This is a genomic window from Halobacillus amylolyticus (assembly GCF_022921115.1).
Classification (GTDB): Bacteria; Bacillota; Bacilli; order Bacillales; family Halobacillaceae; genus Halobacillus_A; species Halobacillus_A amylolyticus.
In genome coordinates, this window is record NZ_CP095075.1 from 322,684 (window position 1) to 335,044 (window position 12,361).

At 40.8% G+C, this 12,361-nt stretch carries 10 protein-coding genes and 1 pseudogene; 10 read left to right on the top strand and 1 reads right to left on the bottom strand.

The features are described from left to right. The first annotated feature begins 108 nt into the window (after positions 1-108). The 10 genes and pseudogenes from glyQ to MUO15_RS22055 all read left to right on the top strand — a co-directional run bounded on the left by glyQ (position 109) and on the right by MUO15_RS22055 (position 11,250). On the top strand, positions 109-990 hold the full coding sequence (gene glyQ, locus MUO15_RS01715; RefSeq protein ID WP_245032992.1) for a glycine--tRNA ligase subunit alpha: 882 nt from the start codon (positions 109-111) through the stop codon (positions 988-990). Then, positions 987-3,071, top strand: a complete 2,085-nt coding sequence (glyS, locus tag MUO15_RS01720) for a glycine--tRNA ligase subunit beta (protein WP_245032994.1) — start codon at positions 987-989, stop codon at positions 3,069-3,071. The genes glyQ and glyS overlap by 4 nt, the downstream gene beginning before the upstream one ends. Before the next feature lie 74 nt (positions 3,072-3,145). Further along, a complete protein-coding gene (locus MUO15_RS01725; RefSeq protein WP_245032996.1) occupies positions 3,146-3,775 on the top strand; it encodes a transcriptional regulator CcpN in 630 nt (209 codons plus the stop codon). A 28-nt stretch (positions 3,776-3,803) separates the two neighbouring features. Then, positions 3,804-4,616 carry a pyruvate, water dikinase regulatory protein gene (locus MUO15_RS01730; RefSeq protein ID WP_245032998.1) on the top strand — a complete coding sequence of 271 codons (813 nt, stop codon included), beginning with the start codon at positions 3,804-3,806 and terminating at the stop codon, positions 4,614-4,616. Positions 4,617-5,130: 514 nt separating this feature from the next. Further along, positions 5,131-5,310 carry a hypothetical protein gene (locus MUO15_RS22050; protein WP_396266308.1) on the top strand — a complete coding sequence of 60 codons (180 nt, stop codon included), beginning with the start codon at positions 5,131-5,133 and terminating at the stop codon, positions 5,308-5,310. A 69-nt stretch (positions 5,311-5,379) separates the two neighbouring features. Continuing rightward, positions 5,380-7,197, top strand: a complete 1,818-nt coding sequence (gene dnaG, locus MUO15_RS01735; RefSeq protein ID WP_245033000.1) for a DNA primase — start codon at positions 5,380-5,382, stop codon at positions 7,195-7,197. Positions 7,198-7,230: 33 nt separating this feature from the next. Beyond that, entirely contained in the window at positions 7,231-8,358 is a 1,128-nt protein-coding gene (gene rpoD, locus MUO15_RS01740; RefSeq protein ID WP_245033002.1) for an RNA polymerase sigma factor RpoD, read from the top strand. A gap of 650 nt (positions 8,359-9,008) precedes the next feature. Beyond that, the gene (gene cccA, locus MUO15_RS01745) at positions 9,009-9,377 is read left to right on the top strand and encodes a cytochrome c550 (protein WP_245033004.1); all 369 of its coding nucleotides are present in this window, start codon (positions 9,009-9,011) and stop codon (positions 9,375-9,377) included. A gap of 63 nt (positions 9,378-9,440) precedes the next feature. Beyond that, positions 9,441-10,148: a tRNA (adenine(22)-N(1))-methyltransferase gene (locus MUO15_RS01750; RefSeq protein WP_245033006.1), complete on the top strand. Its 708-nt coding sequence runs from the start codon at positions 9,441-9,443 to the stop codon at positions 10,146-10,148. Continuing rightward, positions 10,145-11,250 (top strand): annotated as a pseudogene (locus tag MUO15_RS22055) (Nif3-like dinuclear metal center hexameric protein). Before MUO15_RS01750 ends, MUO15_RS22055 begins: the two are co-directional and overlap by 4 nt. A gap of 35 nt (positions 11,251-11,285) precedes the next feature. Here MUO15_RS22055 and MUO15_RS01760 read toward each other — a convergent pair. Then, entirely contained in the window at positions 11,286-12,233 is a 948-nt protein-coding gene (locus tag MUO15_RS01760) for a 4-hydroxy-3-methylbut-2-enyl diphosphate reductase (RefSeq protein ID WP_245033008.1), read from the bottom strand. Positions 12,234-12,361: the final 128 nt, after the last annotated feature.

The following is a 12,361-nucleotide window of genomic DNA, read 5'->3' on the forward strand; positions in this document are numbered from 1 at the left end:
GTCAGATGGCATAGGGACGGGGTTTCTTTATGTTTCGATAGCACATCTGAGTCTAGTGTTTACAACTATTCAGGGCACATGTCCATATGAATGAGGAGGTACGTAAATTTGAACATTCAAACAATGATCCAAACATTACAAAACCATTGGTCGAAAGAGGGTTGCCTGCTTATGCAAGCCTACGATACCGAGAAGGGTGCAGGTACAATGTCGCCGATGACTTTGCTGAGAAGCTTAGGTCCTGAACCCTGGAATGTCGCTTATGTTGAGCCCTCAAGGAGACCAGCAGATGGAAGGTATGGCCAGAACCCTAACCGTCTTTATCAGCATCATCAATTTCAAGTGATTATGAAGCCGTCACCTGACAATATTCAAGAACTGTATTTGGATTCATTAAAAGCGTTAGGCATTGATCCGGCGAAACATGATATCCGTTTCGTTGAAGACAATTGGGAAAACCCAACATTAGGCGCAGCAGGACTCGGATGGGAAGTATGGCTTGATGGGATGGAAATTACCCAGTTCACCTATTTCCAGCAAATTGGCGGATTGGAAGCACGTCCAGTATCAGCAGAAATCACCTATGGTCTGGAGCGTCTGGCTTCATATATTCAAGATAAAGAAAATGTCTTCGAGTTAGAGTGGACGGATGGCGTAACCGTTGGAGATATTTACACACAGCCTGAATATGAACATTCTGTTTATACATTTGAACAATCAGATGATGACATGCTCTTTGGCCTCTTTTCAACTTATGAAAAAGAAGCTAAACGCATCATGGAAGCTGGACTCGTCTTTCCTGCTTACGATTATGTATTAAAATGTTCTCACACCTTTAACCTGTTAGATGCGAAAGGCGTTATTTCTGTGACAGAACGAACAGGATATATTTCAAGAGTTAGAAACTTAGCACGTAAAATCGCTAAAACGTACGTCGAGGAAAGAGAAAAACTAGGCTTTCCAATGTTAAAGGGGGGAAGGAAGTCATGAGTAAAACAGTTTTATTCGAGCTTGGAATGGAAGAAATGCCTGCAAGATTTATTGATGAGGCCTTAAACCAATTAACAAACAACACAGAAACCTGGTTCAAAGAAAATCGGATTCCTTTTGGGACAATAAAGGGATATGCGACACCAAGGCGGCTAGCTGTCAGCATTTCGGAAGTGGCAGAGCAACAACCTGATATAGAAGAGGAAGCGAAAGGCCCAGCTAAAAAAATTGCGTTAGATGAGGAAGGAAATTGGTCTAAAGCAGCAATTGGCTTTTCTAAAGGACAGGGTCAGACAGTTGATGACATTTACTTTAAAGAGATCAAAGGTATCGAATATGTGCATGTGAACAAATTTATTAAAGGTGAATCTTCACTTGAGCTGTTAACAGGTTTTAAAGACGTATTGTTAAGCTTGAATTTTCCAAAGAATATGAGATGGGGAAGTTATGACTTACGATTCATCCGACCAATTCGTTGGATCGTTGCTTTATATGGTGAAACGGTTATTCCTTTTGCTATTGAAAATGTTACAACAGGGAAAACCACGTACGGTCACCGCTTCTTAGGAGATAAAGCGACGGTTGCTGAAGCAGATGAGTATGAAACGGTTATGGATCAAGAATATGTCCTTGCTGAAAAAGACAAACGGAAGCAGGTAATAGTTAATCAGCTAAATGAGCTTGAGAAAGCGAAGGAATGGACTATTATAAAAGATGAAGAACTTCTCAATGAGGTGAACCACTTAGTTGAATATCCTACTGTTTTCAGCGGTTCATTTAGTGAGGAGTTTCTTGAAGTTCCTGAAGAAGCCCTGATTACATCGATGAAGGAACACCAGCGCTATTTTCCTGTTCGATCAAAGGATGGAAGTCTGTTGCCTTATTTTGTTGCTGTCCGTAACGGCAATGATGAATATCTCGATACAGTATCGAGAGGGAATGAGAAGGTGTTAAAGGCTCGCCTTTCTGATGCCCAATTCTTCTATAAAGAGGATCAAAAGGGAACACTTGAACAAAAACTGGCTAAGCTCGAAAGAATGGTATACCAAGAAGAACTGGGTACATTAGCTGACAAAGTTGATCGAGTCAAAACCATTTCCGATAAAATAAGTTCGCTGCTTACATTATCTAAAGCAGAAACAAGCAGCACCTTAAGAGCTGCCCAGCTTTGTAAGTTTGATTTGGTCACACATATGGTTGATGAGTTTTCCGAGCTCCAAGGAATTATGGGAGAGAAGTATGCTCGTTTATTCGGCGAAGAGGAAGCAGTTGCTGTGGCGATAAGGGAACATTATCTGCCGACCCAAGCAGGCGGCGATCTGCCGATTACAACGGCCGGTTCCATTGTCAGCATTGCCGATAAATTAGATACAATTATTGGCTCCATCGCAATCGGAATTATCCCGACTGGTTCCCAAGACCCTTATGGTTTAAGACGTCAAGCACTAGGTGTCTTGCAAATTTTAAAGAAAAATAATTGGTCTATTGAAGTAGAGGAACTGTTAAACATTGTTCATAACCTATACGCTGAGCTTAATCTTGCTTCACGGAGCGAAACCGATGTGAGGCACGATGTTCAGGAATTCTTCAAAGTCCGCGCTTCCTATTTGTTAAGGGATGGGGATGTTGCATCAGATGTGGTAGAAGCGGTGCTAGCAGATGGGATTCATGTCTACCCTGTAGCCTTAGAGAAAGCAAAAATCTTAGCTGATAAACGTCAGGATCCTAATTTCAAATCAACTCAGGAAGCATTAGGACGTGTACTAAACTTAGCAAAAAAAGCAAACACATATGACGTGGATCCAGATCTTTTTGAAAATAATTCAGAAGCTGAACTAAGTAAGGTTTATCAGCGTATTCATGAAGATTATCTGAAATTAATAAAAGAACAACAACCAGAGAAAGCCTTACGTAAATTGTCAGAACTCACTGAACCTATCCATTCATTTTTCGACGATACCATGGTCATGGCGGAAGATGAAAACGTGAAGGTGAATCGTTTAGGATTGTTAAACCTAATTTCTCGGGATATCACTTTGTTTGCTGATTTCAACGCCGTTCAATGGAAACAGCAGTTTTAACGGCCTTCTACTCCTAATAATGTGTTATAATAGATAAATAGTATGTCACAGTCAGTGATTAGGGTGGTGAAGGAATGGATCTATCCAACCGTCAAGAACAAATTATCCAAATTGTTAAAGACAACGGTCCGATTACAGGTGAAAATATAGCTGATCATCTAAGCCTTACACGCGCCACATTGCGGCCTGATTTAGCTATCTTAACGATGGCTGGATTTTTAGATGCTCGGCCGCGGGTAGGCTACTTTTTTACTGGAAAGACGGGATCAGAGCTTTTAACCGAAAAGCTTAAAAAGTTCAAGGTACATGAATATCAAGCTTTGCCCATAGTGGTTGAAGAAGATGTATCAGCCTATGATGCGATTTGCACGATGTTTCTTGAGGACGTCGGAACATTGTTTGTTACCAATGATCAATCACTGCTAGTCGGTGTTCTCTCAAGGAAAGATTTGCTCCGAGCGAGCATCGGTAACCAGGATCTAACATCAATTCCAGTCCATATTATTATGACAAGAATGCCTAATATATCAATCTGTAAAAGAGACGACCTGCTTCTAGATGCTGCTCAAAAACTAATTGAAAAGCAAATTGATGGACTGCCTGTCGTTAAGCCTAACGATCAAGGTTTTGAGGTTGTCGGGCGGTTAACCAAAACAAGTATTACGAAAGCTTTAGTGGAGCTTGCACGAGATCAACACTTATAAGCAACTCCTATGAAATGGAGGATGACAGATGAAGAAGCCATGCATTTATATCCTATCTGATTCTGTAGGGGAGACGGCTGAGCTAGTTGTAAAGGCAGCCCTCAGCCAATTTGACGATGGTCCGTTTGATGTCCAGCGTATTCCATACGTTGAGGATAAAGGCACAATTAATGAAACGATTGCTCAAGCGAAAGAGCATGAGGCATTGATTGGCTTTACTTTAGTAGCACCAGAATATAGACAACACCTTTTAGAGAGAGCCAAGCAGGAAAATATTGAATGTATCGATATCATGGGACCGATGATGGATGCCATGCAGCGGTTTTTCAAAACAGAACCAAGACTGGAACCCGGACTTGTTCATAAACTTGATGAGGACTATTTCAAACGTGTGGAAGCAATCGAGTTTGCCGTTAAGTACGATGATGGTAGAGATGCGCGCGGGATATCAAAAGCAGATATTATCTTAATCGGTGTATCTCGTACTTCGAAAACACCGTTATCGCAGTATTTGGCCCATAAACGTTTGAAAGTTGCTAACGTGCCGATTGTTCCTGAAGTGGAGCCGCCGGAAGAATTATTCAGGGTTGATCCAAGTAAATGTATTGGACTTAGGATTAGTCCCCAAAAGTTAAATGATATTCGAAAGGAACGGTTGAAGTCACTCGGGTTGGGAGAACAGGCAAGCTACGCCAATATGGATCGAATTCATCAGGAGATTGAACACTTTGACAATGTGGTAGGAAAAATCGGCTGCCATGTGATTGATGTTTCCAATAAGGCTGTGGAAGAAACCGCAAATGTAATTGTGAATAAATTAAGAAATGGTTCACTACAATAGTATTCATTTGACAGAAGTCGCGCTGTTTTTTAGTGCGGCTTTTGTTGGGAAATAACCAAGCAATCTCTTTGAGACAACTCGCATGATATGAGAGAGTGAGGTCCCACTAATAAAAAATAGGTATAAAAATGTATAGATTTTAATGTATAAATGTATTATAATTATTATTTGTGAAAAAATGATAGGAACTTTAATTACTTTCAGAATAATAAAACATTAAGAATTGGGCAGGATTCTTTCGTTTATTGTAGAATTATTGAATTATGCTAAAACAAAAGCCGAGTGTTTAGATGGACGCGGACAGCTGTTCAGTACAAGAAGAAATCGTGCACGCTTGTAAGCAAGTCAGCGAGCGTCACACCCACATTCATTGCAACCGTTAATCATTACAAAACCGATCAAACAGAAGAAGACCGGATTTCCTTGATCATGGGTCACAAGCTGTCGATCTTATATTATAAATGCTGTGGGAAAAATGATACTGTGATCACCCAGGATTTGTCCATTAGCTGTATTGCTTACTGCTCAGGGGGTTTATGTCATTACTCCTAGAGGTAAACTAGTATCAGAGGGGGACGCAGACGAAATTATGAACCAGAAATACCTCAGGCAGCAAACGAAGAAATGTAAGAGAAAGTGGAAGGGGCCGAGGGCATTTCGAACCATGGTCGTGAAATTTCACACTAGTTCTTAAAAGATGCTGTTGAATCATGGAGGTTTTAGATAAATTGTCCCCAATAATTTTTGTAGTATGGTGATGAATATGGCAGGACACATTCCAGATGAAAAAGTAGATGAAATTCGTAAGTCAGTGGATATAGTAGATGTCGTAGGTGAATATGTCCAACTAAAAAAGCAGGGCAGGAACTTCTTCGGACTTTGCCCCTTTCATGGGGAAAGTACTCCTTCCTTTTCCGTATCTGGTGATAAGCAAATTTTTCATTGCTTTGGATGTGGAAAGGGAGGGAACGTCTATTCATTTCTAATGGAAATAGAAGGGTTCGGCTTCCTTCAAGCAGTTAAGCGGGTGGCTGATCAGACAGGACATTCCTTACCAGAGCAGTACAATGAAGAACAAAAAAGAGAACGGGATCCTGAGTCACAAAGTATATTGGATGCACACGAATGGTTATCGAAGCTTTATCACCATTTATTGCGAAACTCCAAAGAAGGTCAAGAGGCTTATCAATATTTACTTGAACGTGGATTCACTGAGGAGACAATCATCCGTCATCGACTAGGTTATTCTCCTAGCTCAAATGATTTCGTTGTTACATTTTTGGAAAAAAAAGGTTTTCACCCACAAACAATGGTGAAAGCGGGTCTCTTGAACACAAACGAGCAAGGTGAATATTTTGATCGTTTTAGAGGCAGGATCATGTTCCCACTCCGCAATCATCTTGGTAAAACCGTTGCATTTGCCGGACGGGCCACAGGTTCATTCGAGCCTAAGTATTTGAACAGCCCTGAAACTGATTTATTTCACAAGGGACGTCTCTTATATAACTTTGATCTGGCGCGAGCATCGATTCGCAAACAAAATACAATCATTTTGTTTGAGGGCTATGCGGATGTGATTTCGGCTGACCAAGCAGGCATCCCAAATGGTATAGGTACAATGGGAACATCAGTCTCGGATATTCAAGCACAGCTTATTAAGCGTTATGCTGATAAAGTAATCATTTGCTACGATGGAGACAATGCCGGGATAGAGGCGGCTGTGAAAGCCGCAAAATTACTAAAAAAAACGGGTTGTCAAACAAATGTAGCACGGTTGCCAAACGGGATGGACCCTGATGATTTTATTAAAGAATATGGTGGGGAGCGCTTTAAGCGTGAGGTGTTAGATGCAAGTGATCCTTATACTTCCTTTATAATCCGTTATTTAAGGCGTGGCTTTAATCTTCAATTAGAAGGAGATCGGATCACTTATATCGAAAATGTATTACAGGAGGTTGCTCAGTTAGACCGAGCAATTGAAAGAGAGCACTATTTAAACGAATTAGCAGAAGAATTTCAGATGTCGATCGTTACACTTAAAGAAGAAGTCGAGCAGCATAGGTATCGGAAGACGAATAAGGATAGCATGTCCGAGAGGCGACATACTAATCCCACAAAGCAAAATTTCGTTGACCATAAACTTCTTCCAGCCTTTCATAATGCGGAGAGAAAGCTGATAGCATATATGTTGAAAAACCCTATCATTGCTGATAAAGTTCAAGAAGAATTAGGGGGATCGTTCAATATTTCTGACCATCAAGTCATTGTCACGCATCTCTATGCATATTATGAAGACGGTCATGAATCTGATATTAGTCAATTTGTAGAGCGAATTGAAGATCAATCCCTAAGAAATCTTATCATTCATTTAGCCATGTCTCCTTCTTCAGAGGAAGAAGTTTCAGATAAGGAGATTGAAGATTATATTCATCGTATTCGATCAGAAAGTAGTAATCGAGTCGATATTAAAGGTTTAGAGACAGAGCTTAAACGTGCTGAACAACACGATGAACCGATAAAAGCGGCTGAAATTGCAATGGAAATCTTGAGGCGTAAACAAGAGTTGAAAAATACTCATTAAACTGGTATAGGATAGTCGGAAGGAGGGGGACTCATGGCAGATAAGCAACAACAGCCATCACGTTCTAAAGAAAATGAAAGCGAATTGACCCTGGAACAGGCAAAAGAGCAATTGCTTGAAATGGGTAAAAAGCGAGGGGTTCTGGCCTACGAAGAAGTGGCAGAGAAACTTTCGAGCTTTGAGTTAGACTCAGATCAAATGGATGAATACTATGAGCACCTGAATGAACAAGGTGTTGAGGTCATTGGTGATTCTGACCGGGATCCGAGCATGCAGCAGTTAAATAAAGAGGAAGAGTTTAACCTGAATGATTTAAGTGTACCGCCAGGAGTGAAAATAAACGATCCTGTTCGCATGTACCTTAAAGAAATCGGCCGAGTGAACCTTTTATCAGCAAAGGATGAAATCAGCTTAGCTCAACGAATAGAAGAGGGCGATGAAGAGGCAAAGCGCGATTTAGCTGAAGCTAACTTACGTTTAGTCGTCAGTATTGCTAAAAGGTATGTAGGTCGAGGAATGTTGTTCCTGGACTTAATACAGGAAGGCAACATGGGTTTAATAAAAGCTGTTGAAAAATTTGATTATCGTAAAGGTTACAAATTTAGTACGTATGCGACATGGTGGATTAGACAAGCCATTACTCGTGCAATAGCTGACCAGGCACGTACAATCAGAATTCCAGTGCACATGGTTGAAACCATCAATAAATTGATTCGTGTACAGCGCCAACTGCTGCAAGACTTAGGACGTGAACCAACTCCGGAAGAAATTGCACAGGATATGGAACTTACTCCAGATAAAGTCCGTGAAATCCTAAAAATTGCCCAAGAGCCTGTCTCACTTGAAACACCTATTGGGGAAGAGGATGATTCCCATCTCGGTGATTTCATTGAAGATCAGGAAGCAACTTCACCGTCTGATCACGCTGCCTATGAATTGCTTAAAGAGCAATTGGAAGACGTGTTAGATACGTTAACTGACCGAGAAGAAAATGTGCTCCGTCTTCGCTTCGGATTAGATGATGGCCGTACACGTACTCTTGAAGAGGTTGGAAAAGTTTTCGGTGTAACGAGAGAACGTATCCGTCAAATAGAAGCAAAAGCACTTCGCAAGCTAAGACACCCTAGCAGAAGCAAACGCTTAAAAGATTTCATGGAATAAAGTCTTTTGTATATCGAGTGAGGGATCCCTCAGCTAAAACCGTTTAGTGTGTGGATCCCTTCTTTTATAACTCCGTTATCCAGAGTGATAGGGTAGTACGTAAAGAGATTCACTGTTGGAAGCAAAATCGGTTATTGGCGATGAGTACTGCGACTTTCTCCCTGCTTTATATACAAAAGAAGACAGTGTCTTGGTTAGACGAACAAAGCAACATAACCTAAAGGGAACAGGCTGACTTACCTTTATATAACAGGCATCCTAGTTTTGTTAGCCCTTTCATTTCTTGTCATTTATTTTACTGAAGTCAGCTTCATATTGCAAACAGGGCTTTTGTCGACATTTGTATTCATTATTTTAGGAGCAAGCAAACCTTTAAGTCAAACCCACCCGATATTAAGGCAGCTGTCATTAGTTCTAGGGTTGCTTATCTCATTCCTATTAACTGTTTATAGCATTTAGACTGGCGTGGGAAGTAGAGTCATTTAACTATTGCAAAGCTTTATTGAACTGTTATTACTTGACTTTGTCATTGTTTTATAAAGTTTTCACACGTTATCCCTTTTCTAAGTAGACGTTTTCAAGTAAAATAAGTATAGTCTGATAGATAATTTGTTACACTAAAAAGGGAATACATAAGGAGGATGCAAGCTATGAAGAGAAACCCTGTGATTCCTTTTGCAATTATTGCCGTTATGGGAATTCTAGCTATGATTGTCATATCATCAATTGGTGTAAACCAAAAACAGGCAATACAAGATGCAGAAGAAAATGGTGGAGAGCAACAAGAGGAGACAGCAAGTGCGAGTCCGGAAGAGATGTTCCAGGCTAAATGTGCGAGCTGTCATGGTGGAGATTTAAGTGGGGGAGTAGGCCCGGCCCTTCAGGAAGTAGGGAGTCGTTACTCTGCTGAAGAAATTCAAGACATCATTATAAATGGTAAAGGTTCACAAATGCCTCCAGGTCTGTACACAGGTGAACAGGCAGCTAAGCTGGCACAATGGCTGGCTGAAAAAAAATAAGCACATAAGAAAAGCTTTCTGGATCTATCAGAAAGCTTTTCTTTATGGAGAGGAAAATGGTTTATGAATGGAACACAACTATCACTTCGTCTGAAAAAAGTAGCAGAATACTTGCCACAAGCAGCTTATTTTGCGGATATCGGTTCTGATCATGCTTATCTTCCTTGCTACGTCTGTCTTCATGATCGGCATGCCAGAGCAGTAGCAGGCGAAGTAAACAACGGCCCCTACCAAAGTGCCTTGAAAGAGGTAGACACCCATCAATTAAATGATCAAATTGATGTAAGGTTAGGGGATGGTTTAGATGTTCTTATAAACAATGAAGTGGAACAAGTAGTGATCGCCGGTATGGGTGGGCCGCTCATCCGTGATATATTAGAAAGTGGCAAAGATAAGTTAAGCAGTGTTTCAAAGATTATTGTCCAGCCGAATATTGATGCACGCTCGATTCGTAGGTGGTTTTACGATAATCAATACCAGTTAGTACATGAAGCCATTCTTGAAGAAAATGGACATATTTATGAGGTGCTGGCTGCTGAAAAGGGAGATCCTGAACACATATACCAGCAGGAGAGTTTTGAAAAACAGCTATGGCTCGGCCCTTGGCTGATGAAGGAACGAAGTCCGGTGTTTAGAAAGAAGTGGAAGGAGGAAAAGAGCAAAAAAGAAAGGATAGTACATCAGATTAGGTGCTCTAAACAGCCAGATGAGAAAAAAATTCAGTTATTTCAAAAAGAATTAGTTTGGTTAAAGGAGGTTCTAGAACAATGACATGGCAAGCAGATCTTATCATTAAGCAGCTCGAGAAAATGTCACCAAAGCACTATGCCTTTGATTGGGACAATGTTGGTCTTCAAGTCGGTACATTAAATAAACCCGCATCTAAAGTGATGATCACGCTGGATGTATTAGAAAATGTAGTGGATGAGGCAATCGAAAACGGGGTGGATTTAATTATTGCGCATCATCCTTTATTGTTTACTTCTCTGAAACAAATTGATTTAGATAAACCTAAGGGAAGAATTATTAAAAAGCTTATTCAGTATGATATAGCTGTATATGCCGCTCACACAAATTTAGATGTTGCTAGTGGTGGTGTGAATGATGTAATGGCAGAGCTTTTACAAATGAAAGATGTAAAGCCATTAATCGAAACAGAGAAAGAGGTACTCGTTAAGCTTGTGGTATTTGTACCAGAAGATTATGCTGATGACCTAAGAAATGCTCTAGGCGAGGCAGGGGCTGGCCATATAGGAGCTTACAGCCACTGTACATTTCAATCAGCGGGTCAGGGTACATTTAAGCCTTTAGACGGTACGAGTCCATTTATTGGCAGTCAGGGGAGCTAGAAAGAGTTGATGAGTATCGTGTAGAGACCATCATACCAAACTCAAAGCTTGCTAACGTTCTCAAGGCCATGAATAAGGCCCACCCATATGAGGAAGTTGCCTATGACCTCTATCCACTTGTAAACGAAGGTGAGGCGATGGGTGTTGGGAGAGTGGGAACACTTTCGGAAGCGACAACACTTGGTGAACTTTGTGATGTAGTGAAAGAACAGTATGATGTGCCTGCTCTACGTTATGTAGGAGACCGTGATCAAACTATTCAAACCGTTGCCCTCCTAGGGGGGAGTGGGGAAAAGTATATCCATGATGCGAAGAAAAAAGGAGCAGATGTATATATTACGGGTGATCTTTCTTTTCATTTAGCACAAGATGCTGAACAAATGGGGTTGGCAGTGATTGATCCAGGACACCATGTTGAAAAGGTTATAACCCCTCATCTTCAGAAACGATTACAAGAGGAATGCGGTCCTGATGTCGAGTTTATAGTATCGAACTCAAAAACAGAGCCCTTTCGCTTTATGTGAGAAAATGCCACCTGAGCGCAGGTGGCATTTTAAAATTATTTCTTTTTAGCTTTTATCTTAGGTAGAATCTTGTCTTTTTTTACTTTTGATTCTTGGTTCCATGTATCTTCATTCTCAGGGTCATATTGTTCGATAAATTTAATCACTTCTTTAGTAATTGGTGTTGGTGTAGAGGCACCCGCGGTTACGGCTACTTTGTTAACACCATCAAGCCATTCTAGTTTTAAATCAGAAACATCTGCAATACGGTAAGCTTGAGTGCCGGCTACTTCTATAGAAACTTGAGCCAGACGGTTCGAATTGTTGCTGGTCGGATCACCGACTACTAGTGTTAAGTCCGCATCTTTCGCTTGTTCGGACACAGCCTCTTGGCGAACTTGGGTGGCCATACAAATTTCTTGGTGTTTTTCTACCTCTGGGTACTTTTCCTTAACCTTTTCCATGACGTCATATACGTCCCATTGACTCATCGTCGTTTGATTAGTAATGAGAAGCTTGTCATGATCGATGGTGAGATATTCTACATCTTCTTCCGTTTGGACAAGGTGTACCTTGCCAGGTGCTACGCCTAACGCACCTTCAGGTTCCGGATGTCCTGCTTTGCCAACATAAATGATTTCATACCCTTCAGCCACTTTATCGCGAATTAAGTTATGAGTACTTGTAACATCTGGACAAGTGGCGTCCAGTGTCGTTAGTCCCTTCGCTTTAGCTCTTTCCTTAACTTCAGGTGATACGCCGTGGGCAGTGAAAATAACCGTTCCCTCATTAATATCCTCTAGAAGGTCAAGTCGGTCTTTACCATTTACTGTAATAATCCCTTCATTTTCAAATGCATCTGTAACGTGAGCATTGTGAACAATCATCCCTAAAATATATATGGGACGTGGCAAATTGGGGTCTCTGGCTGCGTTTTTAGCAATAACCATCGCATCTACCACTCCGTAGCAATAACCGCGCGGTGCGATTTTAATAATTTCCATTTTATAGATCCTCCTCTTAAACCCAAACTGTTACTTTTATCATCTCACTTCTTATTATAAATGGAAATAGGGAAGATGACAAAGAATGTCTATATGCTCGTGCAATTATCTTATCACTCAGGTTATAA

What these genes read in the sequence shown, in the direction of transcription:
- glyS (WP_245032994.1), top strand. Translation starts at nt 987, where the DNA reads ATGAGTAAAACAGTTTTATTCGAGCTTGGAATGGAAGAAATGCCTGCA.
- MUO15_RS01725 (WP_245032996.1), top strand. Translation starts at nt 3,146, where the DNA reads ATGGATCTATCCAACCGTCAAGAACAAATTATCCAAATTGTTAAAGAC.
- MUO15_RS01730 (WP_245032998.1), top strand. Translation starts at nt 3,804, where the DNA reads ATGAAGAAGCCATGCATTTATATCCTATCTGATTCTGTAGGGGAGACG.
- dnaG (WP_245033000.1), top strand. Translation starts at nt 5,380, where the DNA reads ATGGCAGGACACATTCCAGATGAAAAAGTAGATGAAATTCGTAAGTCA.
- rpoD (WP_245033002.1), top strand. Translation starts at nt 7,231, where the DNA reads ATGGCAGATAAGCAACAACAGCCATCACGTTCTAAAGAAAATGAAAGC.
- cccA (WP_245033004.1), top strand. Translation starts at nt 9,009, where the DNA reads ATGAAGAGAAACCCTGTGATTCCTTTTGCAATTATTGCCGTTATGGGA.
- MUO15_RS01750 (WP_245033006.1), top strand. Translation starts at nt 9,441, where the DNA reads ATGAATGGAACACAACTATCACTTCGTCTGAAAAAAGTAGCAGAATAC.
- MUO15_RS01760 (WP_245033008.1), bottom strand. Translation starts at nt 12,233, where the DNA reads ATGGAAATTATTAAAATCGCACCGCGCGGTTATTGCTACGGAGTGGTA.